The sequence below is a fragment of the Caulobacter sp. X genome (assembly GCF_002742635.1).
GTDB lineage: Bacteria > Pseudomonadota > Alphaproteobacteria > Caulobacterales > Caulobacteraceae > Caulobacter.
Window position 1 is genome coordinate 1160618 of record NZ_PEGF01000002.1, and the last position, 26532, is coordinate 1187149.

The 26532-nt window shown below is 68.4% G+C and carries 27 protein-coding genes and 1 other RNA gene; 19 read left to right on the forward strand and 9 right to left on the reverse strand.

The window, feature by feature from the left end:
* Positions 1-15 precede the first annotated feature (15 nt).
* The gene (locus CSW60_RS17810) at positions 16-651 is read left to right on the forward strand and encodes a methyltransferase (RefSeq protein WP_099538518.1); all 636 of its coding nucleotides are present in this window, start codon (positions 16-18) and stop codon (positions 649-651) included.
* Between the two features lie 58 nt (positions 652-709).
* Here the strand turns inward: CSW60_RS17810 and CSW60_RS17815 are convergent, their stop codons facing one another.
* From CSW60_RS17815 to CSW60_RS17825, 3 genes are read right to left on the reverse strand one after another with little or no spacing between them, the layout of a single operon-like run.
* The gene (locus CSW60_RS17815; RefSeq protein WP_099538519.1) at positions 710-1159 is read right to left on the reverse strand and encodes a flagellar basal body protein; all 450 of its coding nucleotides are present in this window, start codon (positions 1157-1159) and stop codon (positions 710-712) included.
* A gap of 3 nt (positions 1160-1162) precedes the next feature.
* Positions 1163-1531: a rod-binding protein gene (locus CSW60_RS17820; RefSeq protein WP_099538520.1), complete on the reverse strand. Its 369-nt coding sequence runs from the start codon at positions 1529-1531 to the stop codon at positions 1163-1165.
* The gene (locus CSW60_RS17825) at positions 1531-2655 is read right to left on the reverse strand and encodes a flagellar basal body P-ring protein FlgI (protein WP_099538521.1); all 1125 of its coding nucleotides are present in this window, start codon (positions 2653-2655) and stop codon (positions 1531-1533) included. The genes CSW60_RS17820 and CSW60_RS17825 overlap by 1 nt, the downstream gene beginning before the upstream one ends.
* A gap of 219 nt (positions 2656-2874) precedes the next feature.
* Here CSW60_RS17825 and CSW60_RS17830 point away from each other — a divergent pair, with 219 nt between their 5' ends.
* Entirely contained in the window at positions 2875-3309 is a 435-nt protein-coding gene (locus CSW60_RS17830) for a flagellar assembly protein FliX (protein WP_099538522.1), read from the forward strand.
* A 191-nt stretch (positions 3310-3500) separates the two neighbouring features.
* A complete protein-coding gene (gene dksA / locus CSW60_RS17835; RefSeq protein ID WP_099538523.1) occupies positions 3501-3929 on the forward strand; it encodes an RNA polymerase-binding protein DksA in 429 nt (142 codons plus the stop codon).
* 64 nt (positions 3930-3993) lie between these two features.
* Here the strand turns inward: dksA and CSW60_RS17840 are convergent, their stop codons facing one another.
* Both CSW60_RS17840 and CSW60_RS17845 read right to left on the reverse strand, forming a co-directional pair.
* Complete coding sequence (locus tag CSW60_RS17840) at positions 3994-5208, reverse strand: histidine-type phosphatase (RefSeq protein WP_236634309.1); 1215 nt, start codon at positions 5206-5208, stop codon at positions 3994-3996.
* 90 nt (positions 5209-5298) lie between these two features.
* On the reverse strand, positions 5299-8103 hold the full coding sequence (locus CSW60_RS17845; protein ID WP_099538524.1) for a TonB-dependent receptor: 2805 nt from the start codon (positions 8101-8103) through the stop codon (positions 5299-5301).
* Between the two features lie 178 nt (positions 8104-8281).
* Here CSW60_RS17845 and CSW60_RS17850 point away from each other — a divergent pair, with 178 nt between their 5' ends.
* Together CSW60_RS17850 and CSW60_RS17855 are read left to right on the forward strand one after the other, a co-directional pair.
* Complete coding sequence (locus CSW60_RS17850) at positions 8282-9043, forward strand: DeoR/GlpR family DNA-binding transcription regulator (protein ID WP_099538525.1); 762 nt, start codon at positions 8282-8284, stop codon at positions 9041-9043.
* Between the two features lie 11 nt (positions 9044-9054).
* Entirely contained in the window at positions 9055-9921 is an 867-nt protein-coding gene (locus tag CSW60_RS17855; protein ID WP_099538526.1) for an endonuclease/exonuclease/phosphatase family protein, read from the forward strand.
* 7 nt (positions 9922-9928) lie between these two features.
* Here CSW60_RS17855 and CSW60_RS17860 read toward each other — a convergent pair whose 3' ends face one another.
* Together CSW60_RS17860 and CSW60_RS17865 are read right to left on the reverse strand one after the other, a co-directional pair.
* Positions 9929-10540, reverse strand: a complete 612-nt coding sequence (locus CSW60_RS17860) for a pyridoxamine 5'-phosphate oxidase family protein (RefSeq protein ID WP_099538527.1) — start codon at positions 10538-10540, stop codon at positions 9929-9931.
* A 49-nt stretch (positions 10541-10589) separates the two neighbouring features.
* Complete coding sequence (locus tag CSW60_RS17865) at positions 10590-10952, reverse strand: response regulator (RefSeq protein ID WP_099538528.1); 363 nt, start codon at positions 10950-10952, stop codon at positions 10590-10592.
* A 180-nt stretch (positions 10953-11132) separates the two neighbouring features.
* Between CSW60_RS17865 and CSW60_RS17870 the strand changes: the two genes are divergently transcribed.
* The 3 genes from CSW60_RS17870 to CSW60_RS17880 all read left to right on the forward strand — a co-directional run bounded on the left by CSW60_RS17870 (position 11133) and on the right by CSW60_RS17880 (position 12994).
* The gene (locus tag CSW60_RS17870) at positions 11133-11936 is read left to right on the forward strand and encodes a crotonase/enoyl-CoA hydratase family protein (RefSeq protein WP_066683558.1); all 804 of its coding nucleotides are present in this window, start codon (positions 11133-11135) and stop codon (positions 11934-11936) included.
* Between the two features lie 2 nt (positions 11937-11938).
* Positions 11939-12535, forward strand: coding sequence for a DUF3052 family protein (locus tag CSW60_RS17875; RefSeq protein WP_099538529.1), 597 nt, complete (start codon positions 11939-11941; stop codon positions 12533-12535).
* Between the two features lie 246 nt (positions 12536-12781).
* Positions 12782-12994, forward strand: a complete 213-nt coding sequence (locus CSW60_RS17880; RefSeq protein WP_099538530.1) for a hypothetical protein — start codon at positions 12782-12784, stop codon at positions 12992-12994.
* 330 nt (positions 12995-13324) lie between these two features.
* Here the strand turns inward: CSW60_RS17880 and CSW60_RS17885 are convergent, their stop codons facing one another.
* A complete protein-coding gene (locus CSW60_RS17885; protein ID WP_099538531.1) occupies positions 13325-14242 on the reverse strand; it encodes an oxygenase MpaB family protein in 918 nt (305 codons plus the stop codon).
* Between the two features lie 72 nt (positions 14243-14314).
* A complete protein-coding gene (locus tag CSW60_RS17890; protein WP_099538532.1) occupies positions 14315-15796 on the reverse strand; it encodes an NAD(P)/FAD-dependent oxidoreductase in 1482 nt (493 codons plus the stop codon).
* Positions 15797-15971: 175 nt separating this feature from the next.
* On the opposite strand from CSW60_RS17890, the gene CSW60_RS17895 reads away from it, so the two are divergent.
* The 11 genes from CSW60_RS17895 (at position 15972) to mraY (ending at position 26525) form a co-directional block, all read left to right on the forward strand.
* Complete coding sequence (locus CSW60_RS17895) at positions 15972-16865, forward strand: DMT family transporter (RefSeq protein ID WP_099538533.1); 894 nt, start codon at positions 15972-15974, stop codon at positions 16863-16865.
* Complete coding sequence (locus CSW60_RS17900) at positions 16862-17590, forward strand: N-acetylmuramoyl-L-alanine amidase (protein ID WP_099538534.1); 729 nt, start codon at positions 16862-16864, stop codon at positions 17588-17590. The genes CSW60_RS17895 and CSW60_RS17900 overlap by 4 nt, the downstream gene beginning before the upstream one ends.
* Positions 17590-18189, forward strand: coding sequence for an FMN-binding negative transcriptional regulator (locus CSW60_RS17905; RefSeq protein ID WP_099538535.1), 600 nt, complete (start codon positions 17590-17592; stop codon positions 18187-18189). The genes CSW60_RS17900 and CSW60_RS17905 overlap by 1 nt, the downstream gene beginning before the upstream one ends.
* 30 nt (positions 18190-18219) lie before the next feature.
* Positions 18220-18602, forward strand: an RNA gene (rnpB, locus tag CSW60_RS17910) — RNase P RNA component class A.
* Between the two features lie 364 nt (positions 18603-18966).
* Entirely contained in the window at positions 18967-19434 is a 468-nt protein-coding gene (locus CSW60_RS17920) for a division/cell wall cluster transcriptional repressor MraZ (RefSeq protein ID WP_099539178.1), read from the forward strand.
* Positions 19431-20366 carry a 16S rRNA (cytosine(1402)-N(4))-methyltransferase RsmH gene (rsmH, locus tag CSW60_RS17925; protein WP_099538536.1) on the forward strand — a complete coding sequence of 312 codons (936 nt, stop codon included), beginning with the start codon at positions 19431-19433 and terminating at the stop codon, positions 20364-20366. Before CSW60_RS17920 ends, rsmH begins: the two co-directional genes overlap by 4 nt.
* Entirely contained in the window at positions 20363-20806 is a 444-nt protein-coding gene (locus CSW60_RS17930; RefSeq protein WP_099538537.1) for a cell division protein, read from the forward strand. The genes rsmH and CSW60_RS17930 overlap by 4 nt, the downstream gene beginning before the upstream one ends.
* Complete coding sequence (locus tag CSW60_RS17935) at positions 20803-22575, forward strand: penicillin-binding protein 2 (protein ID WP_099538538.1); 1773 nt, start codon at positions 20803-20805, stop codon at positions 22573-22575. Before CSW60_RS17930 ends, CSW60_RS17935 begins: the two co-directional genes overlap by 4 nt.
* A complete protein-coding gene (locus CSW60_RS17940) occupies positions 22572-24032 on the forward strand; it encodes a UDP-N-acetylmuramoyl-L-alanyl-D-glutamate--2,6-diaminopimelate ligase (RefSeq protein ID WP_099538539.1) in 1461 nt (486 codons plus the stop codon). Before CSW60_RS17935 ends, CSW60_RS17940 begins: the two co-directional genes overlap by 4 nt.
* Positions 24025-25413, forward strand: coding sequence for a UDP-N-acetylmuramoyl-tripeptide--D-alanyl-D-alanine ligase (gene murF / locus CSW60_RS17945; RefSeq protein ID WP_099538540.1), 1389 nt, complete (start codon positions 24025-24027; stop codon positions 25411-25413). The genes CSW60_RS17940 and murF overlap by 8 nt, the downstream gene beginning before the upstream one ends.
* Positions 25413-26525: a phospho-N-acetylmuramoyl-pentapeptide-transferase gene (gene mraY, locus CSW60_RS17950; RefSeq protein WP_099538541.1), complete on the forward strand. Its 1113-nt coding sequence runs from the start codon at positions 25413-25415 to the stop codon at positions 26523-26525. Before murF ends, mraY begins: the two co-directional genes overlap by 1 nt.
* Positions 26526-26532 lie beyond the last annotated feature (7 nt).

Genomic DNA, 26532 nt, shown 5'->3' on the forward strand with positions numbered 1-26532 from the left:
GCCTATAGGAGGCGCATGGACCTCGACACCTTCATCCGGGCCAACCTGCCGCTGACGCCCGCGCCCGGCGTTCCGGAAGTCCGGCTGCACCTGGCGGAGCCGCGTAGCGGGCTGATGCGCCTGGCCGAGGCGGATCCAGACTTCGGTTCGCCGTACTGGGCGCGCTGCTGGGGCGGCGGCCTGGCGCTGGCGCGGCACGTGCTCGACCATCCGGAAAGCGTCGCCGGTCAACGCGTGCTCGATCTTGGCGCGGGTTCTGGCCTGGTGGCGATCGCGGCGATGAAGGCCGGGGCGGCGAGCGCCCTGGCGGTCGATGTCGATCCCTACGCCGTGGTGGCCGCGCGCCTCAACGCCGAGGCCAATGCGGTGGTCATCGAGACCTTGCGGGCGGACCTCACCGAGCGGGCGCCGCCCTCGAACGTCGACCTGATGCTGGTCGGCGATCTCTTCTATGACGCCGACCTCGCCAGCGCGGTCCTGCCGTTCCTGCGACGCTGCGCGGCGGCGGGCGTTGGCGTGCTGATCGGCGATCCCTGGCGGGCCCACCTGCCGCGCGAGGGGCTGAACGTCGTCGCCGAATATCCGGTCGCCGACTTCGGCGATCCTGGCGGCGTCTTGCGAAACGCCGCCGTCCTGTCGCTGGTGGCGTAGGGAGAGCGGATGTTGAAAGCAGTGATCAGATCCTGCCTTCCTGGGCCTTGTGTTGAACTTAAGCCCGGCGGTTCAGGGTGATCGCCGCGCCCATGGCGGGACGGTCATTGACCATGCCGCCGGCGCCATAGGTCGTGGCCGGAGCGGCGCGCTGGTTGGCGATCTCCTCGGCGACGGCGCGGACCAGGCCCTCGGTGACGGTGCGGGCGGCGTCGACCGCGCGGGCCTGGCGAGCGAGCACGGCGTCGAACGCCTCGGTGGCGCGCTTGAGGCGCTGGCGCAGTTCCGGGCGGGCCGTCTCGATCAGGGCGACATTGGCCCGCACCCGCATCGACTCGTGCCGATAGACATTGGCCAGCTTGGCGGTCTCTTCGACGTACTGCGCCGCCTCGTGCGGGCGGCGGCTTTCGAAGGCCTGGGCTTCCTTGGCGATCAGGTCGGTCAGGCGCTCGGTCAGCAGGATCAGCTGGTTGACGCGATCGTCGGCGTCGATGGCGGCGATGGCCATGGGTTACTCCTTCAGACCCTGAAGCTTCAGCATTTCGCGTTCGACGGTCGGCGCCAGGCCGATGCCGCCGGCCCGGGTGACCTGCTTGGCCATGGCCTCGGCCATCACCGACTTGAACATCTCCTCGCCCTGGCCGCCGCCGAAGGGTTCCGAGGTTTTCACGCCCTCGAACATCTGCTGCATCATCACCGACAGGAACGAGGCCTCGAAGTTCTGGGCCGTGTCCTTGATCTTGGCGCGCTTGGCGGCGTCCTTGGCCGTGTCCTCGATGGAGGCGGCCGCGCCCTTCACCGCCTGGGCGGCGGTCTTCACGGCGGCGGCCGTGGCGCCAAACTGCGGGACAAAGGTCGAGATCGTCGAGAAGGCGCTCATCACATCACCTCGATGTCGGCTTGCAGGGCGCCGGCGGCCTTCACCGCCTGCAGGATCGAGATCATGTCGCGGGGGGTGACGCCCAGCGCGTTCAGGCCGCCGACCAGGCTCTTCAGCGAGGGCGAGCCGCCCAGGGTGAGCAGCTGCTTGCCCTTTTCTTCCTCGACCTTGACGGTCGACTGCGGGACGACCGCGGTCTGGCCCTGGCTGAACGGCGCGGGCTGGCTGACGGCGGGGCTCTCCTGGACGGTGATCGTCAGGTTGCCCTGGGCGATCGCCACCTGGCTGATGCGGACGTCGTCGCCCATGACGATGACGCCGGCCACTTCGTCGATCACCACCTTGGCCGGGAAGTCGGGCTCGACCTCGAGGTTCTCGATGTTGGTGACGAAGCTGATCATGTCCATGCCGGGCGGGGCGCGGACGGCGACGATCGTCGGGTTCTGGGCCTGGGCGCAGCCGGGGAACTTCTTGTTGACGGCGTCGGCGATGCGGCGGGCGGTCGTGAAGTCCGGATTGCGCAGGGTCATGCGCAGGATGTCCATATTGACCATCTGAAAGCCGGTCTCGCGCTCGATGATGCCGCCCGAGGCGATGCGGCCGGCGGTCGGCACGCCCTTGGTGACCGAGCTGCCCGAGGCGCCGCCGGCCGAGACCGAGCCGGTCTGCACCGTGCCCTGGGCGACGGCGTAGGTCTGGCCGTCGGCGCCTTGCAGGCTGGTGACCAGCAGGGTGCCGCCCAAGAGGCTCTTGGCGTCGCCGAGGGCCGAGACGTTGACGTCCAGCTTCGAACCGGCGGCCGAGAAGGGCGGCAGGCTGGCGGTGACCATGACCGTGGCGGTGTTCTTGGTGTTCAGGGTCGCGTCGCGGACGTTGACGCCCTGGCGCTCCAGCATCGCCTCCAGGCTCTGCTTGGTCATCGGGGCGTTGCGCAGCGAGTCGCCCGTGCCGTTCAGGCCGACGACGACGCCGTAGCCGACCAGCTGGTTCTCGCGGACGCCCTCGAAGGCGACGATGTCCTTGATGCGCGACTTGGCGAACGCCGGCGCCGCCACGAGGGCGGAGGCGGCGACCAGGGCGGTCAGACCTGAGCGAAGAACGGTGCGAAAGAATGAACGCGGCATGGCAGTCCCGTTGCGGGGAGACGTCCCCGCGTCCGGCCATGCCAGAACCGGGCCAGTTTCAAGCTGTTGTGACTCAAGGGATTCTCGGCGCGGCAGGGGTTCCGGCGGCGCCTCCAGGCAGATTCTGCCCGGCATTAACCATACTTCAAGCGCGCAAACCGACTATGATTGTGCGACGAGACAAGTGACTCGCGTGTCTGAGCTTTTGGAGCTTGTCGGATGAAGGTTTCCAGCACGGGGGGCGTGGGGGCGGCGGGACCGTCTCGGGCCAAGTCCTCGGGCGGGGCTTCGGGCTTCTCCCTGCCATCGGTGAACGCCGCCAGCGGCGTGGCCAGCACGGCCTCGGTCGGCGGCCTGTCGGGCGTCGGTTCGGTCGATGCGCTTCTGGCCCTGCAGGCGGCCGGGGCGGTGGGCGATCCCCTGGAGCGCAAGAAGCGCGCGGTGCGTCGCGCCGATCGTCTCCTCGACATCCTGGGCGAGATCCGCATCGCCCTGATCGACGGCGACATCTCGCACAGCACGCTGGACCAGCTATCGCGCGCGATTCGCGAGCAGCGCGATCAGACAGACGACCCTCGGCTGGAGGGCGTGCTCAACGAGATCGAGACCCGCGCGGCGGTCGAGCTGGCCAAGCTCCAGGTCCGGGGCGGCTGACATGACGGGGATCGAACGCGCAAATGATCGTCGGTCCCGCAGCGCTTGGTCTTTCCGCGCGTTTTACGTCTGTGCTCGCCGTCGTTCGAGACGAACTTTCGCTCTTCATGCGAGGTTCATTGAACGCGGCTCACCTTTTGGTATAAGCGCTCGGCCTTTGAGGGCTGAGTTCATTGGGGCGTGAGGCGTTGATGCAGACGGCCACTGTTCTAGTCGAGAAGTCCGATTACCGTCCTTCCGAGGACGAGCCTTTTATGAATGAGCGGCAGCTTGAGTATTTCAAGAACAAGCTGCTGGCCTGGAAGGAAGAGATCCTCCGCGAATCTCGCGAGACGGTGACCCATCTCCAGAAGGAAACCGAGAACCACGCCGATCTCGCCGATCGCGCGTCCTCGGAAACTGACCGAGCCCTTGAGCTCCGCACCCGCGACCGTCAACGAAAGCTGATCTCCAAGATCGACCAGGCCCTGCGCCGAGTCGAGGACGGCTCGTACGGCTACTGCGAGGAGACGGGCGAGCCGATCGGCCTCGCCCGCCTGGAAGCGCGTCCGACGGCGACCATGAGCGTGGAAGCCCAGGAACGCCACGAGCGTCGCGAACGCGTCCATCGCGACGACTAAGCGAACGGTCTTTGATGTGTTTCGAGCGGCCCTGGAGGAGACTCCGGGGCCGCTTCGCATGGGCTTAGTTCCGGGGAGCGGTGTCGGGCGCCAGCTTGGCCGAGATATCCCGGCGGAATTGCTCCAGCGGGGGCGGGCCGGTGAAGCCGGGCAGGGCGATCTCGCGGCGCGTGACGTCGCTGTCGAGGCGTCGGAGCGCGTCCGGCGACTGCGTCCGATAGTAGACGCGCACCGTGCGACGGCCGGCCTCGTCCCTCAGGCTCATCAGCACCAGCGCCCCGCCAGGCGGCACATCGCCGGCGGCGTAGCCGGGCGCGTCCAGCGGAACGCCCAGCGCCGCCGCCAGGGCGGTGACATTGGTGTCGTGGCCGACCAGCACGTCGACGCGCGGTCCGTTCTCCAGCGTGTCCATCGCCCGGCGCCCCAGCGGCCCCGCTTGTCGCGCGGTCATGTAGGGCGGGCGGGTGAAGACATCGAACAGGGCCGCGTGCAGCGCGCCCAGGTGCTTCAGGGCGGCCGGCGTGACCGCTTTCCAGCGCGTTCCGTCCGGCGACAAACCCTCGGCATATTGCAGCAGCAGCACCTGGGCCGTGCCGGAAGCGTCGCGGACCGGGCCGCTGAGATCGACGCCGTGACCGTCGCCGGACGCTTTCAGGCCGGAGGCGTGATCCGGTTGGCAGCCCTTCGGCGCGCCGCAGCCCAGCACGCGGTCGAGCTCCTCCAACTGCAGTTTCAGCCGCGCGGCGAGCCTGTCGACGCCGCCGGTATAGGCCTGGATCGAGGCGATCGCCGCGGCCGGATCGAACGGCGCGACGCCCGCGCGTAGGGGTTCGAACAGCGGATCGACGTCGCTGGCCGGACGATGGCCGACAGGAAGATCGCAGTCTGGCGCGAGGCCTTCGGCGAAGGCCTCGCCGCTGGCGATCGTGCGCTGGGCCGTGTTGGTCCAGATCCGGACCTCGTCGGCCTTGGGGCAGCCGCGCGCCGGCAGCACGCCGAGCGCCGCGAGCCAGGCGCGGTCCGAGCGGCCAAGCGCCCTCAGCGCCTCGGCGCCGCGCGGCGTCAGGTGCTCGGGCGGGACAGGCCAGGCCGGCCAGGGATCGCCCGTCAACGTGCCCTCGGGCGCTTCGCCGACGATGGGCGCGCGGACGCCGTGGCGCATGACGACGACGACGTGCTCGACGCGGGGGGCGCGGGCCTCGCTGGCGCCCGCCCAGGCCAGGACGGCGCAGGCGAGCAGGGCTTGCGCCAGGCGGCGCGGGGTTCGCGGGCTGGACACGATCTGGCTCCTTCGTGGCGAGGGCGGAAAAACGCAACGATGCGCTCCCCCGGAGGAGAGCGCATCGCCGCTTCCGAGCGCTGGGCGCTCTTAGAAGCTCTTCTTCAGCGTCAGCAGCGTGGTCCGGCCGGAGTCGACGACGTCCGAAATGGCCAGGCTGTCTTTGCCGACGTGCGACCAGTAGCTGTAGTTCTTCAGCAGGTTGGCCACCGACAGGTCCAGCTTGAAGCCGTTGTCGAAGGCGTAGCCGACATGCAGATCGACGCTGCGCATCGGGCGGACCCACAGGTTGTCCCACTCGCCGGGCTGGTCCAGCACGTCGTACCCGGACACGTAGGCGCCCGAGTAGTGGTAGATCACGTCGAAGCTGAAGCCGCCCTTCTGGTAGAAGAGCTGGGCGTCGGCCAGCCAGTCGGGGGCGTTCTGGATACGGTTATCGACGCCGTCGCCCAGGTCGACGCTGGTCCACTGGCGGGTGACGTTGACGCCCGCGCCCAGGCCGCTCAGCAGGCCCGGCAGGTCCGAGAACTTCTGGCGCAGCTGCAGCTCCAGGCCGTAGACGTCGCCGCTGCCGCCGTTGGTCGGCTGGCTGATCGTGGTCTTGCCCACGGCGAAGGTGTCGGTGTTCACCGAGCTGGAGCCATTGTCGTACATGTAGTCCGACAGGTGCTTGTAAAAGCCGCCCAGCATGGCGTAGCCGCCCTTGCTGTTGCTCCACTCGCCCGACAGGTCGACATTGAGCGCCTTGATCGGCTTCAGGTCCGGATTACCGCGGCTGATCGAGACATTGCCGTCGTCGCTGACCGCGCGGCGCTCGCCGCCGGCCAGCTGGATGAAGGCCGGACGGGTGTACGAGGTCCAGACCGAGCCGCGATAGACCGCCGCGTCGCCGGGACGCCAGGTCACGAACACGCTGGGCAGCACCTCGTTGTATTCGGTGCTGCTCTTGCCCCAGGCACCCGTCTGCTCGCCGGCGCTGGTGGTCGGGATCGCCCAGTAGAGGTTGTCGATCTTGGTGTGCTCGTAGCGCAGACCGGGCTGCACCTCGACATCGCCGAACTGGTAGTCGGCCGCGGCGTAGACCGACGCGACGGCCTCATCGCCCTTCTGGGTGTTGCAGTTGAAGTTGTTGACGGCGTTCGAGCCGCAGGTGTCGAACGAGGCGGCGGTCTTGTACTTGTAGAAGTACTCAAACAGCTTGTCCTGGTTCACCTTGGGCACGCGCCACTTGTACTGGCCGGGGAACACCGCGTCGTAATAGCTGGTCGACAGGCCCAGGCTTTGCCAGGTCAGGCCGCCCTGGCCGATCAGGTTGGCGAAGTGGTCGTTGGTCCAGTCGCGGTTGGTCACGCGGCGGTGGCTGTCGACATACTTCGCGCCCAGCTTGATCCACTGCAGCGCGCGGCCCTCGAAGTCGCGCTTGGCGTCGAACTTGAAGCCGTACTTCTGCTGGCCGCTGAACTGCTCGGTCAGCTGGCCGGCCCGGCGGGCCAAGAGGGCGGTGTTGGCGTTGTTCAGGTCGTCATAGATCGTGCTGGTGAACAGCGGATAGGGCAGGTTGTCGGCATAGCCGATCGACAGGCCGCCCAGCGGGCGGTTCGAGCCGTTGTTGTACTTGTCGCTCTGATTGATCCGCGCCGAGGCCTCGATATGGTTCGGGCGGTCGTTGTTGCCTTCGCTGAAGAAGACCTGCGGCGACAGGGTCCAGGCACCCAGCGTCTTGTCGAAGCCGGCCTGCAGGGTGGCGAGGTCCGCCTCCTCGGGGTTGGTCTCGTACCAGACGCGGGTCGAGATGGCGTCGACGCTGAGGGCGTAGCGGCCGCTGCCGGCGAGAGTTTCCTTGTAGCTCTTGCTGGTGCTGACGAACTGGCTGAGCGTCGAATTCTGCTGGGTCTTGGCGTAGGCGTAGGAGCCGCGCAGATAGGCGTCCAGCGTGGCGTCCGGACGCCAGTTCAGGGTGAAGTTGCCGCCCCAGCGCTCGGTGTAACCGTTCGAGACCCCGATGTTCAGGCCAGTCTGGGTGATGTTCTTCTCGGGATCCAGGCCCGGATAGCTCTGGCCGGCCGCGTTGCGAACCAGATAGCTCCAGCCGCCGTCGTTCTGGGCGGCCATGACGCCGGCCATCTCGCTGTTGGCGTAGTTGCGCTTGTCGTAGAAGGCGCTGGCGTAGAGGCCGAAGCTCTGCTCGGGGCCGAACTTCTTGGCCAGCTCGCCCGAGACGCCGCCGCCCAGGCCGTCGTCACCATAGTCGCGGGCGCGGCTCTCGACGCGGCCCGAGGCCGTGATCGAGCCCGAGAAATCGTCACGGAAGTCGAAGGCCGACGGCGTGCGGAAGTCGACCGTGCCGCCGATGGCGTCGCCGTCCATGTCGGCGGTCGAGGTCTTGTTCAGCACGATCGTGTGCAGGCCCGACGGCGGCAGCAGGCTGAGCTGCACCTGGCGGCTGTAGGGCATGCCCTGGGCCACGGTCACGCCGTTGATCATGTTGACGTTGAACTCGGCGTTCAGGCCGCGGATCGAGACGAACATGCCTTCGCCGCGCGAGGCGCCGTCGATGCCGCCGAAGAACGACGAGCCGGTGTTCATCACATTGACGCTGGGCATCATGCCGAGCGCCTCGGCGACGTTGTGGACGGCGGTGTGCTCGAGGTCCTCGGCCGACAGCACCGCGATGGCGTTGGCCGCCCGCATCTGGGTCTTGGCCGCGTCGTTGCGCTTGGCGACGATCAGCAGCGAGTCGATCGTGTCGGACGGCTCGGCCGCCGGCGTCGTCGTGTCGGCGTACGCCCCGTTCGCCCAGGCCAGGCCGAAGACGCCCGCCAGAAGGGCGGCCTTGACCGACTTGCCCGCTTGCCCGCGCCGGCGCTTGGCGCCTTCGCCATTCCACTCTTTCATCACCACACCCCTGACTTGGTTCGCTGTTCGCGACGGCGCGCCTCATACGTGGCCGTTGAGACAGGGCTGTGACATTCTTGCGGAGTTTCTCCGTATATCCACCGTCTTCGCTCGACAAACGCGCATCAAGTCATCAGAATTCCCACAATCGGGTAGGGAGCGTTTGGGAGAAGCGGCCATGCTCAGGCGTCAGGACCGTCAGCGCGAGATCCTCCGCAAGCTCAAGCCCGGCGAAAGCTGCGCCATCGGCCGCTTGGCTCAGGAGCTGGAGGTCTCGGAGGAGACCATCCGGCGCGAGCTGCGCGTGCTGGAGGCGCGGGGCGCGGTGGTCTGGACGCACGGGGCCGTCCAGCTGGCGGCGGTGTCCAGCGAAGGTCCGCACGACCGCCGCATGCAGGAGAACCTGGCGGAGAAGACCCGCATCGCCGCCGCCGCAGCGCCGTTCGTCCGCGATGGCGACACCCTGTTCATCGACGCCGGCACGACCGCCTGCTACGTGGCGCGGGCCCTGGCCGGCGCGCGCCGCGAACTGAAGGTGATCACCAATTCCCTGGTGGTGGCCCAGACCCTGGGCGGGCGCGACGGCAACAGCCTGTTCCTGGCCGGCGGCGAGCTGGACTACGACTACAAGGCGTTCTCGGACCACGTGGCCCAGGCCTACGTCTCGCAGTTCACGCCGCATCTGGCCATCCTGACCGTGGGCGGCGTGCATCCCGAGCACGGCCTGACCGATCGCCACGCCCGCGAAGCGGCGATGAGCCGGATCGTCTATGAGCGCGCCGACCGGGTGCTGCTGGCCGCCGACCACACCAAGTTCGGGCGCCTGGGCCTGATCCGCACCGCCTCGCCCGAGGAGGTCGACATCGTCGTCACCGACAAGCCGCTGGACGAGCCGTTCGCGGAGGCCTTCCGTCACGCCACCGTTGTCGTCGCGCCCTAGAGACGGCCGCCATGATCCGGACCTTCTTGAACCTGACCCTCGCCGCGACGATCGCCATCGCCGCCGCATCGCCCGTCGCCGCCCGCGCGGAGCAGGCGACGCTGCGGGTGATGAGCTACAACATCCGCTACGATAATCCCGACGACCGGCCCGACTGGCGCGCGCGGCGCGGCCCGATGGCGCGACAGGTCGCCTTCTTCGCGCCGGACATTCTGGGCCTGCAGGAAGCGCTCCCGCCGATGGTCGATGACTTGGCGGGCGCCTTGCCGGGCTACGCTCACTTTGGCGTCGGTCGCGACGACGGGGGCGCGAAGGGCGAGTCGACGACCGTCTTCTATCGCGCCGACCGCTTCGAGCGGGTGCTGGCGCAGACGCGGTGGTGTTCCCCGACGCCCGAGCGACCGGGCAAGGCCTATGACGCGGCGCTGCCGCGGACCTATACGCGGCTGGTGCTGAGGGAGAAGTCCAGCGGTCGGCTGTGGGACGTCCGCAACGCGCATCTTGACCATGTGGGCGCGGAGTCGCGGCGGCTGTGCGCCCGGCAGATCCTGGACCAGGCCGCCTGGCCGGGATCGCGGCTGATCGTGCTGGGCGACTTCAACAGCGCGCCGGGCGAGCCGCCGCACGCGGTCCTGACGGGAGAGGGCTCGCCGCTCCGCGACGCCCGCGAGGCCAGCCCGATCGTGTTCGGGCCGGCGGGCACCTTCAACGACTTCTCGCCGGGCGCGCCGCCCAAGGGGCCGATCGACTACGTCTTCGTCGATCGCCGGCTGAAGGTCACGCGGTTCGCGACCCTGACCGACACCGACAACGGCCTGGCGATATCGGACCACTTTCCGGTGGTCGCTGACGTCGCTTCACCCCCGCGCGGCAAGTAGGCGCGTCTCACCAAAGAGTCTTGGCCGCCCGCTCCGGCCAGCCTTGATCGTAGGCCTCGCCGCCGACCTCGCCGGCGGTGAAGGCCGCCAGCATGGCGCCGGGCGAGGGCAGGGTCTTGGGATCGACCTGGCTTTCGGCCTTCCAGAGGCCCGAGCGCCTGATGGCGCGGGCGCATTGGAAATAGGCCTCGTCGACGGTGATCACCGTCACCGTGCGCGGCGCCTTGCCGTCGATGGCGAAGCTGTCCAGCAGGGCCGGATCGGCGCTGAGCTTGGCGCGGCCGTTGACGCGGAATGTCGTCCCCGAGCCGGGGATCAGGAACAGCAGGGCCACGCGCGGATCGCGGACGATGTTGCGCAGGCTGTCGAGGCGGTTGTTGCCACGCCGGTCCGGCAGCATCAGCGTCTTTGGATCGGCGATGCGGACAAAGCCGGGCAGGTCGCCGCGTGGGCTGCAGTCCAGGCCCTCCGGCCCGATCGTGGCCAGGGCGACGAACGGCGAGGCCTCTATCAGCGCCGCATAATGCGGGGTGATGTGGTCGCTGACCTTGACGGTCGAGGCCGGCAGGGGCGCCGGCTGATACAGCGCCTCCAGCGCCTCGATCGTGGTGATGTCCATGCCGCGTCCTCCCCGTTCGAGCTTACGGACGACCGGCGCGGCGGGCAAATCAGTTGGCGAAGGCTCGCGCGCAGGCCTCGGCCAGGTGGCGCGGCGAGATCGGCTTGTCGACGATCGGCCTGACGCGGCCCTTCAGTTGGTCGGCGTTGCCGGTGACATAGACGACCGGAATGTGGCCCAGCTGGTTCTGGATCGCTTCGACCGCCTCGACGCCGGTGCCGCCGACAATACGATAGTCCGCGGTGATCAAGTCCGGAGGGTGGGCGACAGCCATCGCCAAGGCGTCGGCTGGACAGTCCGCGATGTCGAAGCTGGTGAAGCCTTGCTCCGCAAGAAGAGCCTCAACCTCGAAGGCCACGAGGATTTCATCCTCGATGATCAATACATGTCGGGCCTGTGCGTGCACGGTCATTGCCGCTGCTTTCTATCGAGTCCCAAGACATATCAATGACGGGCCGCGCTCGCGCGCCAGTCGCGTTTTCGTGATCGCCGATATCGCACGAGTTGAGTGACTTCCAGCCGTGGCTGCACGGACCGCCAAACCGCGCTATGGAAAGCCAAACAGACAAGAACCCGCAGGAGCGCCACCTCGATGTCCCAACCCTTGATCCTGACCGAGAAGCGCGGTCACGTCGCCATCCTCACCTTGAACCGTCCGGACGCGATGAACGCCCTGGGCGCGCCGGGCGACGGCGACCAGGTTGCGGCGGCTTGCGAGGCGATCAATGACGACCAGGACATCCGCTGCGTGATCCTGACCGGCGCCGGCAAGGCCTTCTCGGCTGGCGGCGACGTCAAGGCGATGAAGGCCCGCGAGGGCGCCTTCGCCGGCAACGGCGTGGCCGTGCGCGACGGCTACCGCAAGAACATCCACCGCATCGTCCGCGCCATCTACGGCCTGGAGGTTCCTTCGATCGCGGCCGTGAACGGCGCGGCCATCGGCCTGGGCTGCGACGTGGCCTGCATGACCGACATCCGCATCGCCGCCGACACCGCCAAGTTCGGCGTCACCTTCCTGAAGCTCGGTCTGATCCCCGGCGACGGCGGCGCCTGGCTGATGCCGCGCACGATCGGCATGAGCCGCGCGGCCGAGCTCTTGTTCACCGGCGACGTGATCGACGCGGCCAAGGCCGCCGAGTGGGGCCTGGTCAGCAAGGCCGTGCCGCACGCCGACCTGATGGGCGAGGCCCTGGCGCTGGCCGAGCGGATCGCCCAGCAGCCGCCGCACGCCCTGCGCATGGCCAAGAGCCTGCTCAAGCACGGCCAGACCGCCAGCTACGACACCCTCATGGAGATGAGCGCCGCGGCCCAGGCCATCGCCCACCACACCGAGGACCACATGGAAGGCGTCGAGGCGATCCTCGAAAAGCGCGCGCCTGTCTTCAAGGGCGCCTGAGGATGGGCAAGGAAGCCAGCGGCGTCTGGGGCCAGCTGTCCGACGGCGAGAGCGAAGGCAAGCTGCTGTGGGAGCCGCCGAAGCTGATCTTCCGCGGCGCCTATCGCGGCATCTATCAGGGCCACGCCCTGAAGAACGTCCGCACCGAGGGCGACGACCTGGTGCTCAGCGACGGCACGCGCTTCACCCTGGACCCGGGCCAGGCCGAGAAGTGGGTCCACGCGATCCTCAATCCGCCCTCGCGCCTCGACAAGCTGGGGGTGAAGCCCGGCATGACGGTGGTGATCGACGGTGTCGAGGACGAGGCCTTCCTTGAGGAGCTCAGCGCCCGCGTCGAGCCGGTCGAGGCCGAGGAGGGGATCGACATCCTGTTCCTGGCCGCCGAGGATCTGGCCGACCTCGATCGCATGGAGGACTGGAAGGGCGCCCTGGCCGAGAAGGGCGCGATCTGGGTCGTCTCGCGCAAGGGCAAGGGCGCGCCGTTGAAGGACACCGATGTCCTCTCCGCCGCGCGCGGCATGGGGTTCTCGGACACCAAGGTCTGCGGGTTCTCGCAGACTCACACGGCGCTGCGGTTCGTCAGGCGCAAGGGCGGATAGGAGCGCGGGGCTGTCCGCTTCCGACCCGGTGCGGTAGTCGTTTGGGTCAGCTTTCCAGAGCCCCATCACCCCTGCGTCGAGACCTGCTGAAGAGGGACGAGAATCACTGACTGACTCGTGGCGCGAGCCGACGCCGGAGCTAAAAGCCGAGCAATTGCTGGCTTTCTGCGCCAGCCTGAGGCGCAGTCTACCGGGTTGATACTTCTTGCGCCCACGACTTAGCTGGGCGCTTGAGGAAGAACGACGATGTTCGATTTCATACTTGAGGGACGCGGTGGGCAAGCCGGAGCCTTCGTCCTTTGTCTGGACACCTGGAGTCAGATGCGCTGGATCGCTGAAGTTACCCCTAGCGTCGTCGACGCGAAAAACCGCCACCTGGCTCTCCAGCCGGCGAACTGTATCCGGATGGTGAGCGGTGAGGAGTTCGCCGCCCTGGATCCGCCGCCGTATCGGATCTGACCACTGAGGCCTCGTCTAAACGGCGGGGCTTCCCCCTCACGTTCCGATAGCGGAACGCTAGCTACGTCACCCACATCTGTGTCCGCTTGCCGTTAGGGGACCGCCTTCCGCTCACGACCCTTTGCGGACAAATCCTCTCCCTGTGGGAGAGGTGTCGGCCCGAAGGGACGACGGAGAGGGGAGCGCAGCTGAATCTCAGCTCCACGCCCCCCTCCGGTCGCTGCCGCGACCACCTCCCCCACAGGGGGAGGATCTGAAGCGCGGCCGCTCGCCACCCATCTCAGACGCCCGAGAAGTCCGCTCTTGGCGCCAGCGCTCTGAGCGTCCTCCTCATTCCGCCGCGGGAACGAATGCCTGCTGCGCGGCCGCCAGCAGGCGCTTCCGCTCCGCCTCGCCGCGGTAGAGGAAGTCGTACGGCAACCCCAGCCGGACGCTGGCCTGGCAAGGCGGCGCACTTCGGATCGCGATCCTGTCGGCCAGCTTGCCGGCCGCCTTCAGCGCCAGGCCGTCGGCCAGGCCAAGGTCGTACTCCGGGCCCAGCGCCAGCTTCCGCCGGACGATTGGCGGCAGCAGCGAGACCGAGGCGCGCGCCAGGGCCCGGTGCAGGATCTTCGGCGCGTTGGGCGCGGCCTTGCCGGACTGGATGATGCCCAGGAACTCCTCGACGATCGGGTGTGGCTCGAAGCGCGGCGCGAGCCGCTCCATCATCGCCATGAAATCGGCTTGGGAGCTGGGCGAATAGCGCACGCCATACAGCCGGGCGATCGGATGGGCCTCAAGATAGAATTGCGTCTTCTCGGCCTCGCTCAGCGGCGTGACGAAGCGGTCATAGGCGTTGAGGAAGCCGTAGGCGGCGGTGGCGCTGACCCAGTCCAGCAATTCGGGGTCCAGCGCGCGATAGGCCTCGCCCTTGGGGGTGTCGCCGGACACCCGCGCATGCATGTTGGTCACGCCCTGGATGACCCGTCGCGCCGCCGCCTGCGGGCCGTAGACCCCGACCATCGCCGCGACGCCGGTCCGCTTGGAGCGCCCGATCGGGTCGGCCTTGTAGGTCGAGTGATCCCAGACCCCCGAGCGGATCCGGGCGTCGGCGAACTCCAGCAGAACGGCGGCCACGCCGCCGACCGCCAGGGCGATCGGGTTCTTGTAGACCCGCCAGTGGACCGAGTTCGGCTCCAGATAGGCGGGCGCGCCCGGCGGGTTGGCGTAGTCGATCTTCCAGCCCAGGTACGAGGACGGTTCGGCCATGCGCGATCTCCTTTAGGGAAGAACGTCGGCGTGGGCGATCATCCCCGCAACCTGTCAGATCCGATAGGGAAACTAGGCTGCGGCCTTCAGGGGCGCGGCGCCGGCGCCCGTCTTGCGGCCGAACTCCATCACCCCGTCGTCCACCTTGCCAAAGCGCAGGGTCATCAGGTCCAGCGCGTAGTTCTGATGCGCCTTCCACGGGGCCTTGGGGCCCTGTTTGGGGAACATGCCGATGGAGCGGGTGACGTAGCCCGACGAGAAGTCCAGCCAAGGCGCGATCGGCATGTTCCGGTCATCGACGCGCGGGACGCAGTAGTCCGTGCGCGTGCGGTCCATCTGCTTGAGCAGGCGGCAGATGTATTCGCTGGTCAGGTCCGCCTTCAGCGTCCAGCTGGCGTTGGTGTAGCCGAACGCCGAGGCCAGGTTCGGCACGTCGCTGAACATCATGCCCTTGTAGCTGAAGGCCTTCGACAGGTCCGCGACCTTGCCGTCGACCACGACCTCCATGCCGCCCAGCAGCTGCAATTGCAGGCCGGTGGCGGTGACGACCACGTCGGCCTTCAGGGTCTTGCCCGACTTCAGCAGGATGCCGTCCTCGGTGAAGCTCTCGATCTGGTCGGTGACGACCGAGCTCTGGCCAGACTTGATCGAGTCGAACAGGTCAGCGTCCGGCACCAGGCACAGGCGCTGGTCCCAGGGATTGTACTTGGGCGTGAAGTGGGTGGCGACGTCGTAGTCCGGGCCCAGCTGCTCGCGGACCAGGTCCAGCAGGCGCTCCTTGGTCTTTTCCGGCTTCTTGCGGGCCAGGTTGAAGAACAGCAGCTGCAGGATGACGTTCTTCCACCGGGTGATGCCATAGGCGGTCATGGCCGGCAGCTTGGTCCGCAGCCAGTTGGCCAGGCCGTCCTCGGCCGGGCGCGAGACCACATAGGTCGGCGAGCGCTGCAGCATGACGACGTGGGCGGCCGTCTTGGCCATCTCGGGCACCAGCGTCACGGCGGTCGCGCCGCTGCCGATCACCACCACCTGCTTGCCGGCGTAGTCGAGATCCTCGGGCCAGTGCTGCGGATGGACGATGCGGCCCTTGAAGCGCTCGGTCCCGGCGAACTCCGGCGTATAGCCCGCCGAATAACGGTAGTAGCCAGAGCACATGTAGAGGAAGCCGCAGCTGTACTGGACGATCTGGCCGTCGTGCTCGGCCTCGACGGTCCAGGTGGCGGTCTCGCTGGACCAGCTGGCGCGCTTGACCTTGTGCTGGAAGCGGATGTGGCGGTCGATGTCGTTCTCGCGCGCGGTCTCGCGCACATAGGACAGAATCGAGGGCCCGTCGGCGATCGCCTTGGCCGCCTTCCACGGCTTGAAGCTGTAGCCCAGGGTGTACATGTCGCTGTCGGAGCGGATGCCAGGATAGCGGAACAGGTCCCAGGTGCCGCCGATCGCCTCGCGTCCTTCCAGGATCGCGTAGGTCTTGCCGGGGCAGTGCTTGCGAAGGTGATAGGCCGCGCCGATGCCTGAGAGGCCGGCGCCGACAATCAGCACGTCAACGTGTTCCATCAGATTTCCGCCCCGGTTCGACGCCCGACGGTTGATCCGGCGTGGCGATAGGTGAACAGTGTTCAGGAACAAAACGACCGTTTTGACCGAACGTCAACCGCCATGACGCCTCAGCTTGGGGGCTCGTGCGGGTTTTGATTGCGTACGGAAGGGGCGGAGGCTTAAGCGGTAACTCATGTCTTTGCGCGACTTCGGCCTTCTGGTCCTGATCTGCCTGGCCTGGGCGGGCAGCAACATCGTCTCGAAGCTGGTCGTGGCGCACTGGGGCGTGCCGCCGCTGTACTACGCGGCTGTCCGTTTCGCGCTGGTGGCGGCCATCACGCTGCCTTGGCTGTTGCCCGCGCCGAGGCCGACCTGGCGCATGGTGCTGGTGGGCCTCTTGATGGGCGGCGGCAATTTCGCGCTGCTGTTCATGGGCCTGACCACCGCCTCGCCCTCGGCGGCGGCGGTGGTGATCCAGTTGGGCGTGCCGTTCACCACCGTGCTGTCGGTGCTGATGCTGGGCGAGCGCATCCGCTGGCGGCGCGGCGTCGGCATAGCGCTCACCCTGCTGGGCGCCGTCGTGGTGATGTGGAGCCCGCATGGCTTTGAGCTGTCGCCCGGCCTCTGGCTGATCGTCGCGGCGGCCTTCACCGGCTCGCTGGGCGCGGTGATGATGAAGCAGATCGAGGGCGTCAAACCGCTGCAGTTCCAGGCCTGGGTGGGCTTTTCCTCGCTGTGGCCGCTGGGGCTGATGAGCGCGGTGATGGAGCCGGGACAGATCGCGGCGGGCCTCCACGCCGGCTGGCCCTTCCTCGCGGCGGTGGTGTTTTCGGCCCTGGTGGTTTCGGTCCTGGCCCATACGGCCTATTACGGCCTGATCCAGCGCTATGAGGCCAATCTGATCGCGCCGCTGACCCTGATGACGCCGCTCTTCACGATCGGCATGGGCGTGGTGGTCACTCACGACCACTTCGATCTGCGGATGGGGATCGGCGCGGCCCTGGCGCTGCTCGGCGTTCTGATCATCGCGCTTCGGCGGAATCAGGTCATGCCGCTGCTGATGTCGATCCGGAACCGCGTCCAATGAGCCTGTCCCTTATCGAGGCCCCGTCGCCCAACTTCGACGCCCGCAAGGCCGTGCCCGACATGGTCGTCCTGCACTATACGGGCATGGAAACCGGCGAGGGCGCGATCGAGCGGCTGCGCGATCCCGACGCCAAGGTCTCGGCGCACTATTGCGTCGAGGAAGACGGCCGGATCTTCCGCCTGGTCCCTGAAGAGCGTCGGGCCTGGCACGCCGGCGCGGCCTTCTGGAAGGGCGTCAAGGACATCAACTCGGCCTCGATCGGCATCGAGATCGTCAATCCCGGACACGAGTTCGGCTATCGCCCGTTCCCCGACGCCCAGATCGCGTCCGTGATCAACCTGCTGGCCGACGTGCGCTCGCGCTGGATGATCCCCGACAGCCGCATCCTAGGTCACTCCGACGTCGCACCGGCCCGCAAGGTCGATCCCGGCGAGCTCTTCCCCTGGAAGCGCCTGTCCGAGAGCGGCCACGGCTTGTGGATCGAGCCCGCGCCTTCGCCCGGCGCCCCGCTGGGCCAGGGCGAGGAGGGGACCGGCGTCTTCGCGCTGCAAGCCGGCCTGACGCGCCTGGGCTTCGACTGCGCCCCGACCGGCCAGTACGACGAATGGACCACGACCGTCGTCGCGGCCTTCCAGCGCCACTGGCTGCAAAGCCGCTTCGATGGCGTCGCCGACGGCGAGACCCGGGCCCGCCTAGTCGGCCTGCTGCGCGCGGCGGCCGACTGATGCATCCCGCTCCGGCCTTCCACGTCGAGGACCGCGCGGTCCTGCTCGACTTCCTGCGGGCGCATCCGTTCGTGACGATCGCCGCCAGCGTCGGCGGGCGGCCGATGGTCGCCCAGTCGCCGGTCGTGATCCGCGAGCTGGACGGCGAGATCGCCCTCGACTTCCACCTGTCGCGCGGCAACGTGCTGACGCCGCACCTGACGCAGGGCTTTCGCGCGGTGGTGCTGGCGAGCGGCCTGGACGCCTACATCAGCCCCGACTGGTACGAGAGCGCCGACCAGGTCCCGACCTGGAATTACCAGTCCGTCGAGGCCGAGGGCTCGGTCGCGCCGCTGAACGAGGCGGAGCTGATCGCTCTGCTCGACGACCTGTCCGCCCAGGAAGAGGCGCGGCTTCTCCCGAAGACGCCCTGGACCCGCGACAAGATGAAGGCCGGCAAGTTCGAAGCGATGCTGCGCGGCATCATGGGCGGGCGCTTGTTCGTCGAGCGGCTGGAAGGGACCTTCAAGCTCTCGCAGAACAAGGCCGACGCCGACCGCCTGGGCGCGGCCAAGGGGCTGGGCAAGCATCCGATCGCCAAGCTGATGCGGTTGACCTGAGGCGGTTCCCCCGTCAAACACCGTCCCGGACCAGATGGTCGGGCGGTCGCGTCGTCTTCGGACGCCGAGGAAAGTCCGGGCTCCACGGTGACAAGGCGGTGGGTAACGCCCACCGGGAGCGATCCCAGGGATAGCGCCACAGAAAGCAAACCGCCTTCCTTTCGAGGACGGTAAGGGTGAAAGGGTGGGGTAAGAGCCCACCGCGGACCTGGTGACAGGGACGGCATGGCAAGCCCCGCCTGGAGCAAGACCGAATAGGGACCCCGCGCCGACCTCGCGTCGGATAGGCCGTCACTGGCTGAGAGGGTCCGGGTAGGTCGCGAGAGCCGTCCAGCAATGGCCGGCCTAGAGGAATGATCGTCGCCGTCCTTTCGGGGGCGGAACAGAACCCGGCTTACAGATCATCTGGTCCCCTTTTAGTTCCTTCCCCGCGACGCGGGGGAGGTGGCCCGGAGGGTCGGAGGGGGCTAACGCGGCGTTCGCCCAGCTCGCCCCTTCAGTCGCTCCGCGACAGCTCCCCCGCATCGCGGGGGAGCATCGCTCTTCCTTGCCTCCCAATGGGCTCAACTGATACCGCGCACGCCGTTCACTGAACAGTTCTGTGTATGTTCTGTTGATTAACTTCCGGGTTCAGTGGAACGCCGGTGCGACACCTTTGAAATCTCGATGAAATGGCATTCGGTGTCATTGTATCCCAATTCATCCCATGTTAACCCAATTGCGTCGGGGCGATGTGGCGGGTCGCCGACCGACGTGGATCTGGCGGGGTTCGGCTTCGTGTTTCTCTCGACCTTCGAGAAACAGCTCGACAGCAAGCGGCGCATTGTTGTGCCGCAGGAATTCCGCGCGGCCGTCTCCGGCATGTTCGACGGCATCTTCTGCTTCCCCTCCATCGAGGCCGACTGCCTGGAGGCGGGCGGCAAGGCCTTGTTCGATCGCTATGTGGGCGTGATCGAGGAGCTGCCGTTCGGCGATCCGACGCGCTCGGCGCTGGAGCTCAGCGTGCTGGGCGGCATGGCCAAGCTGTCATTTGATACGGCTGGTCGCATTACCTTACCCGACCATTTGTGCGAAATGTGCGGCCTCACGGACTGGGTTGCTGTCGTCGGTATGGGTGAGCGTTTCCAGATTTGGTCCCGCGAGGCTTTCCAGGCCCATCGCGCGGCGCAGCGCGACCTGGCGCGCGAAGGTCTGGCCGCCCTGCGCGCCCAGCAGCGCGCCGCTCGACTGGGCGTCGTGTCGTGAGCGCCGCGCCACACATCTCGGTCCTGCTTGACGAAGTGGTCGAGGCGCTGGGCGCCGGTCCCGGCGACGTCGTCGTGGACGGCACCTTCGGCGCGGGCGGCTACACCCGCGCGGTGCTGGCCACGGGCGCCAGCGTCATCGGCTTCGATCGCGACCCGACCGTCCGCCAATTCGCCGAAGGCCTGCCCGCCGACCGCTTCCGCCTGGTCCAGGCCCGGTTCTCCGAGATGTTGGACGAGCTGGGTCCGGAGTCGGTCGACGGGGTGATGCTGGACCTCGGCGTCTCGTCGATGCAGCTGGACCAGGCCGAGCGCGGCTTTTCGTTCATGCGCGACGGGCCGCTGGACATGCGGATGGGCGATGCGGGCCCGACCGCCGCCGATTTGGTCAACACGCTGGATCACGCCGAGCTGGCCAAGATCCTCTACGTTTATGGCGAGGAGCACGCCTCCCGCCGCATCGCCAGCTTCATCATCCGTCGCCGTGAGGAAAAGCCGTTCGAGCGCACGCTGGACCTGGCCGAGGTGATCGAGCGCGCCGTCGGCGGCCGCAAGGGCGCCAAGGTCCATCCGGCCACGCGCTCGTTCCAGGGGCTGCGGATCGCGGTCAATGACGAGCTGGGCGAGCTGGAGGCGGGTCTCGTCGCCGCCGAAAAAGTGCTCAAGCCGGGCGGCCGCCTGGTCGTCGTGACCTTCCATTCGCTGGAGGACCGCATCGTCAAGGCGTTCCTGGCCGAGCGGGCGGGGAAGACGCCCGGCGGCTCGCGCCACGCGCCGCCGGTGCAGGCCGGCGCGGCGCCCAGCTTCCAGCTGATCTCGAACAAGGCGATCGCGCCGGGCGAGGCGGAGTTGGCGGTAAACCCGCGCGCGCGCTCGTCCAAGCTGCGCGCGGCCGTGCGCACGGAAGCCCCCGTCTGGGAGGCCGCCGCATGAGCTTCATGGAGCTCTTCAATAAGCGGGTGCGCGGCTTTCGGGTCGTCGAGGTCGTCGGCCTCGGCATCCTGCTGACCCTGGTCACCAGCGTCTATCTGGCCAAGACCTTCGCCGGCCGCGAGCGCCAGGAGATCGCCCGCATCCAGCAGGAGATCGACGACGAGGCGGTGCGCAAGCGCTTGCTGGAGGCCGAGGTGGCCCATCTGGAGCAGCCCCGCCGCATCGAGCAACTGGCGCAGATGATGCAGCTGCAGCCTATCGCCCCGGATCACGAGATCACCGAGGACGCCCTGATCGACGTCGCCCGCCGCCGCGAGCTGCCGCGCGCGCCCGTCACGGCGGTTCCTGAAGCCACCGACGCCCTGGCCGCCGACGCGCCCGAGGCTCTGCCGGACGAGGTCCCGCCGCCTCCGCCGCCTCCCGCCGGAGGTCCGCGATGAGCCTGTCGAACCTCGGTCCCGGCGGCTTCCATTCTCCGGCCTGGCGCTGGCTGGTCGAGCGCGTCTGGCGGCTGGAGCACGCGTTCGAGCGCTCGCGCGCCGCGGCCAAGCCGCAGGACGACACCCGCATTCGCATCTTCCTGGTGATGGTGTTCTTCGGGCTGTGCTTCGTCGGCGTGGGCCTGGGCGCGGGCTGGGCGGCGCTGTTCTCGAACGCCGGGCGCGGCAACGGCTACGCCCAAGGCGCGGACGGCGCGCGCGGCGATCTGGTTGACCGCAACGGCAAGCTGCTGGCCGTCGACCTGGCCCACTACGCCCTTTACGTCGATCCGCGCGAGATCTGGGACACCAAGGAGACTCGCCGCGCCCTGGGCCGCGCGCTGCCGCAGGTGCCGGCCAAGCGCCTGGACAAGATCGTGTTCGGCGATCACCGCACCTTCGTCGTCGGCGGCCTGACGCCGGACGAGAAGGACGCCATCTTCAATCTGGGCCTGCCAGGCGTCTCGTTCGAGGAGCAGGAGCGGCGGATGTATCCGCTGGGCCCGACGGCCGCGCATCTGGTCGGCTTCGTCGACAGCGGCGGCAAGGGCTTGGCCGGCGCCGAGCGCGCGCTGGACGATCCGATCCGCAAGGCCGTGGGCGGCGACGGCGGCGGCCCGGTCCAGCTGTCGATCGACGTCCGCGTGCAGGCCGCGCTCGAGGACGAGCTGCGCAAGGCCGCCGCCGAGTTCACGCCGAAGGGCGCCGTTGGCCTTGTGACCAATGTCCACACCGGCGAGATCCTGGGCTTGGCCAGCCTGCCGGACTACGACGCCAACAAGGCCGGCGAGGCGACCGACGATCAGCGCCTCAACCGCGCCGCGGCCTCGGTCTACGAAATGGGCTCGACCTTCAAGGCGTTCACGGTCGCGATCGGCCTGGACACCGGGGTGGCGACCCCCGCCTCGACCTTCGACGCCCGCGAGCCCTACAAGCTGGGCTACCGCACGATCCACGACTACCACGCGGCCAAGGCCATCCTGACCCTGGTCGAGGTGTTCAAGCACTCGTCGAACATTGGCACCGCCATGCTGGCCGAGAAGATCGGCGGCGAGCGCCTGTCGCGCTACTTCACGGCCCTGGGCCTGACCAAGCCGGCCAAGGTCGAGCTGATGGAGTCCGCGCGCCCGCTGACGCCGCGCAAGTGGGACATGGACGCGGTGGCCTCCACCTCGTTCGGCCACGGCATGAACGTCAGTCCTCTGGCCCTGGCCCAGGCGATGGGCGCACTGCTGAACGGCGGCAAGATGCTGCCGCTCACCATCAAGAAGATGCCCGACGGCGTGCGTCCGGAAGGGACGCGCGTGCTCTCGGAAGCCACCTCGGCCGAGATGCTGAAGATCATGCGCGCCAACGTCATCCCGGGCGAGGGCGGCAGCGGCGGCAAGGCCGACGTGCCCGGCCTGTCGGTCGGCGGCAAGACCGGCACCGGCGAGAAGTACGACCCCTCGATCCGCGGCTACAACCACCAGCGCCAGGTCTCGTCGTTCGCGGCGGTGTTCCCGACCGACGGTCCGCTGGAGGCCGATCGCTACTTTGTCCTGATCCTGATGGACGAGCCGCATGGCACGGCCGCCTCTTACGGCTTCTCGACTGGCGGCTGGGTCGGCGCGCCGGCGGCCGGCAAGGTCATCGAGCGCATCGCGCCGTTCCTTGGCGTGCAGAGAAAGCAGGACCTGGTGACCCTCGCCGCTCCTAACAAGAACGCCGCTCCGGAGGCGGGCCTATGACCAAGCGTCTGTCCGAACTGTTCAACCGCTCCTTCGCCAACGACCCGGTGATCGCCGGCGTCACCGCCGACAGCCGCAAGGTCACCGCCGGCTGGCTGTTCGCCGCCCTGCCGGGGACCAAGGTCGACGGTCGCGACTTCGCGCAGGGCGCGGTCGCCAAGGGCGCCGCCGCCATCCTGGCCCCCGAGGGCGGCCTTGAAGGCATTGGCGTGCCGGTGGTCCGCTCGGAGGACGCCCGCCGCGCCTACGCCCTGGCCTCGGCCGCCTTCTGGGGCAAGCAGCCGGCCATGTGCGTCGCCGTCACCGGCACCAACGGCAAGACCTCGGTCGCCGGCTTCTGCCGCCAGATCTTCGCTCAGCTGGGCCACAAGGCCGCCAGCATGGGCACGTTGGGCGTGGTGGTCAGCGAGGCCGGCCAGCCCGACCAGCAACTCACGCCCCCCGGCCTGACCACGCCGGACGCCGGCGATGTCGCCGAGATGATCGCGCGCCTGGCCGACATGGGCGTCACCCATCTTGCGCTGGAGGCGAGCTCGCACGGCGTCGACCAGCGCCGCGTGGACGGCGTGAAGCTCAAGGCCGCCGGCTTCACCAACTTCACCCAGGACCACCTCGACTATCACGGCTCGATGGAAGCCTATCGCGCCGCCAAGCTGCGCCTGTTCGACACCCTGACGCCCGCCGGCGCGACGGCGGTGCTGAACGCCGACAGCGAGGCCTTCCCGACCTTCGCCTCGACCGCCGTCACCTCTGGCCAGAGCGTGTTCTCGGTCGGCGAGGACGGCCAGGGCCTGCGCCTGATCTCGCGCACCCCGACCCCGGCCGGCCAGGATCTGGTCGTCGAGGCCCAGGGCAAGACCTACGAGATCCGTCTGCCGCTGGCGGGCGCCTTCCAGGCCTCGAACGTGCTCGTCGCCGCCGGCCTGTGCGTGGCCGCCGGCGAGGACGTCGCCAAGGTGCTGAAGGCGCTGGAGAGCCTGGAAGGCGCCGCCGGTCGCCTGCAGCGCGTGGGTCGTGGCCCCAAGGGCGGCGAGGCCTATGTTGATTACGCCCACACGCCCGACGGCCTGCAAACCGTGCTGGAAGCCCTGCGCCCGCACACGCGCGGCAAGCTGATCGCCGTGTTCGGCGCGGGCGGCGACCGCGACCGGGGCAAGCGCCCGCTGATGGGCGCGATCGGCGCGAAGCTGGCCGACATCGCCATCGTCACCGACGACAACCCGCGCTCGGAAGACCCCGCCTCGATCCGCGCCGCCATCCTCGAAGCCGCTCCGGGCGCGCGCGAGATCGGCGACCGCCGCGCCGCCATCCGCGCCGCCGTCGAAATGATGGCCGAGGGCGACGTGCTGGTCGTCGCCGGCAAGGGCCATGAGCAGGGGCAGATCGTCGCCGGCGTCGTGCATCCGTTCGACGACGTCGCCGAGACCCTCGCCGCGCTGGAGGGTGTCGATGCCTGACGTTCTCTGGACCGCTGACGAGATCGCCGCCGCCACCGGCGGGCAGGTCGCCGGCGACTTCGCCGCGACCGGAGTCTCGATCGACACCCGTTCGGTGGAGCGGGGCGACCTCTTTGTGCCGCTGGTCGGCGCGCGCGACGGTCACGACTTCGTCCCGCAGGCCGTGGCGAACGGCGCGGCTGGCGTGCTGGCCGCCAAGCCGGTCGACGCTCCCGCGGTGATGGTCGCCGACACCTTCAAGGCGCTGGAGGCCCTGGGCGTCGCCGCCCGCGAGCGCGCCCCCCAGTGCAAGCGCGGCGCGGTGACGGGCTCGGTCGGCAAGACCAGCGTCACCCGCGCGGTCGAGGCAGGCCTGCGCCTGGCGGGCAAGGCCCACGCCTCGGTCAAGAGCTACAACAATCACATCGGCGTGCCGCTGACCCTGGCGCGGATGCCGCGCGACACGCAGCGGGCGGTGTTCGAAGTGGGCATGAATCACGCCGACGAGATCACGCCGCTGTCGGGCTTCGTCCGGCCGCACGCCGTGGCGATCACCACGGTCGGCCCGGTGCACATCGAGAACTTCCCGGACGGCGAGGCGGGCGTCGCGCGCGCCAAGGCCGAGATCCTCGCGGGGCTGCTACCAGGCGGGATCGCGGTGCTGAACGCCGACAATCGTTGGTTCGACTTCCTGAAGGGCGAGGCCGAAAAGGTTGGCGCGACCGTCTGGAGCTTCGGCGAGGCCGCCGGCGCCACGGCGCGCCTGACGGGTTTCGCCGTGGAAGGCGAGGGGGCGACCGTCTCCGTCGATTTGCGCGGCGAGGCGCTGAACTTCCCGATCCGCCAGACCGGCGTGCACTGGGGCCCCAACAGCCTTTGCGTGCTGCTGATGCTGGAAGCGCTGGACGTGCCGCGCGAGACGGCGCTGGCGGCGCTGGCGGCGTTCGCCCCGATCGAGGGGCGAGGGGCGGAGAAGACCGTCCGGATCGACGGCGGCGCCTTCACCCTGGTCGACGAGAGCTACAACGCCAATCCGGTCTCGATGCAGGCGGCGCTGAAGACGCTGGGCGCGCGCAAGGTCGCCGGACGCCGGATCGTCGCGCTGACCGACATGCTCGAATTGGGCGAGGACTCGGCGCGCTTTCACGCGGAGCTTGCGGCGCCGATCGCGGCTGCAAACGTTGACATGGTTTTTCTCGCGGGCGTCCACATGAAATCGCTGTGGGAGCAGCTTCCGCCGACTCGGCGAGGCGGTTACGCGGTGGTTACCGAAAAGTTAACGGCTGAGCTGGCGGGGGCGATCCGGCCTGGCGATGTGGTGATGGTGAAGGGGTCGAACGGCTCCAGGGCTGGCGCGCTCGCCAGCGCCCTGGCGGCGCTCGATCTCGGAGAACGGGTCTGATGTTGTACTTCCTGTATGAATGGCTGGCGCGCTCGCAAGAGCATGTGCCGATGCTCAACCTGTTGAAGTACCTGACCTTCCGGTCCGGCATGGCCATGCTGACGGCCTATATCGTCGCGGTGGCCATGGGCTCGCGCTTCATCCGCTGGATGAAGACCAAGCAGGGCAAGGGCCAGCCGATCCGCACCGACGGCATCGCCCGCCACGTCACCGAGAAGGCCGGCACGCCCACCATGGGCGGCTTCATGATCCTGGCCGGCTTGTTCGTCGGCGCCCTGCTGTGGGCCGACCTGCGCAACGTCCATGTCTGGGTCGTGCTGCTGGTCACCGGCAGCTATGGCGTGCTCGGCTTCATGGATGACTACGCCAAGGTCACCAAGCAGACCACCGCCGGTCTCTCCAGTGTCCAGAAGCTGATCGCCCAGTTCATCGTCGCGATCGCGGCCACCGTGATCCTGATCCTGTTCGCGCCCAAGTCGCCGATGACGCCGGGCATGGAGACCAGCCTGATCTTCCCGATCTTCAAGGCGCTGGTGATCAATCTGGGCTGGTTCTACGTGGTGTTCGCCGCGATCACGATCGCCGGCTTCTCCAATGCGGTGAACCTGACCGACGGCCTGGACGGCTTGGCCATCGTGCCGGTGATGTTCGCCGCCTCGACCTTCGGCCTGATCGCCTACCTCGTGGGCAACTACAAGTTCGCCGACTATCTGAACCTGCACTTCGCGCCGGGCGTCGGCGAGCTGGCGGTGCTGTGCGGCGCCATCATCGGCGGCGGCATGGGCTTCCTCTGGTACAACGCGCCGCCGGCCAAGATCTTCATGGGCGACACGGGCTCGCTGGCCCTGGGCGGCGCCCTGGGCGCGATCGCCGTCTGCGCCAAGCACGAGCTGGTCCTGGGCATCGTCGGCGGTCTGTTCGTGGCCGAGGCGCTCTCCGTCATGATCCAGGTCGCCTACTTCAAGAAGACCGGCAAGCGGGTCTTCCTGATGGCGCCGATCCACCACCACTTCGAGAAGCTGGGCTGGCCGGAGTCCACCGTCGTGATCCGCTTCTGGATCGTGTCGATGATCCTGGCCTTCGTCGGCCTCGCCACCCTGAAGCTGCGGTAGGGGAGGC

Excerpts from the sequence above, each read along its gene's own strand:
- CSW60_RS17905 (WP_099538535.1), top strand. The coding sequence starts at position 17,590 with ATGCATCCCGCTCCGGCCTTCCACGTCGAGGACCGCGCGGTCCTGCTC.
- CSW60_RS17855 (WP_099538526.1), top strand. The coding sequence starts at position 9,055 with ATGATCCGGACCTTCTTGAACCTGACCCTCGCCGCGACGATCGCCATC.
- CSW60_RS17885 (WP_099538531.1), bottom strand. The coding sequence starts at position 14,242 with ATGGCCGAACCGTCCTCGTACCTGGGCTGGAAGATCGACTACGCCAAC.
- CSW60_RS17875 (WP_099538529.1), top strand. The coding sequence starts at position 11,939 with ATGGGCAAGGAAGCCAGCGGCGTCTGGGGCCAGCTGTCCGACGGCGAG.
- dksA (WP_099538523.1), top strand. The coding sequence starts at position 3,501 with ATGCAGACGGCCACTGTTCTAGTCGAGAAGTCCGATTACCGTCCTTCC.
- CSW60_RS17935 (WP_099538538.1), top strand. The coding sequence starts at position 20,803 with ATGAGCCTGTCGAACCTCGGTCCCGGCGGCTTCCATTCTCCGGCCTGG.
- CSW60_RS17845 (WP_099538524.1), bottom strand. The coding sequence starts at position 8,103 with ATGAAAGAGTGGAATGGCGAAGGCGCCAAGCGCCGGCGCGGGCAAGCG.
- CSW60_RS17870 (WP_066683558.1), top strand. The coding sequence starts at position 11,133 with ATGTCCCAACCCTTGATCCTGACCGAGAAGCGCGGTCACGTCGCCATC.
- mraY (WP_099538541.1), top strand. The coding sequence starts at position 25,413 with ATGTTGTACTTCCTGTATGAATGGCTGGCGCGCTCGCAAGAGCATGTG.
- CSW60_RS17815 (WP_099538519.1), bottom strand. The coding sequence starts at position 1,159 with ATGGCCATCGCCGCCATCGACGCCGACGATCGCGTCAACCAGCTGATC.
- CSW60_RS17830 (WP_099538522.1), top strand. The coding sequence starts at position 2,875 with ATGAAGGTTTCCAGCACGGGGGGCGTGGGGGCGGCGGGACCGTCTCGG.
- CSW60_RS17860 (WP_099538527.1), bottom strand. The coding sequence starts at position 10,540 with ATGGACATCACCACGATCGAGGCGCTGGAGGCGCTGTATCAGCCGGCG.
- CSW60_RS17930 (WP_099538537.1), top strand. The coding sequence starts at position 20,363 with ATGAGCTTCATGGAGCTCTTCAATAAGCGGGTGCGCGGCTTTCGGGTC.
- CSW60_RS17940 (WP_099538539.1), top strand. The coding sequence starts at position 22,572 with ATGACCAAGCGTCTGTCCGAACTGTTCAACCGCTCCTTCGCCAACGAC.
- CSW60_RS17900 (WP_099538534.1), top strand. The coding sequence starts at position 16,862 with ATGAGCCTGTCCCTTATCGAGGCCCCGTCGCCCAACTTCGACGCCCGC.
- CSW60_RS17865 (WP_099538528.1), bottom strand. The coding sequence starts at position 10,952 with ATGACCGTGCACGCACAGGCCCGACATGTATTGATCATCGAGGATGAA.
- CSW60_RS17825 (WP_099538521.1), bottom strand. The coding sequence starts at position 2,655 with ATGCCGCGTTCATTCTTTCGCACCGTTCTTCGCTCAGGTCTGACCGCC.
- murF (WP_099538540.1), top strand. The coding sequence starts at position 24,025 with ATGCCTGACGTTCTCTGGACCGCTGACGAGATCGCCGCCGCCACCGGC.
- CSW60_RS17890 (WP_099538532.1), bottom strand. The coding sequence starts at position 15,796 with ATGGAACACGTTGACGTGCTGATTGTCGGCGCCGGCCTCTCAGGCATC.
- CSW60_RS17820 (WP_099538520.1), bottom strand. The coding sequence starts at position 1,531 with ATGAGCGCCTTCTCGACGATCTCGACCTTTGTCCCGCAGTTTGGCGCC.
- CSW60_RS17895 (WP_099538533.1), top strand. The coding sequence starts at position 15,972 with ATGTCTTTGCGCGACTTCGGCCTTCTGGTCCTGATCTGCCTGGCCTGG.
- CSW60_RS17880 (WP_099538530.1), top strand. The coding sequence starts at position 12,782 with ATGTTCGATTTCATACTTGAGGGACGCGGTGGGCAAGCCGGAGCCTTC.
- CSW60_RS17850 (WP_099538525.1), top strand. The coding sequence starts at position 8,282 with ATGCTCAGGCGTCAGGACCGTCAGCGCGAGATCCTCCGCAAGCTCAAG.
- CSW60_RS17810 (WP_099538518.1), top strand. The coding sequence starts at position 16 with ATGGACCTCGACACCTTCATCCGGGCCAACCTGCCGCTGACGCCCGCG.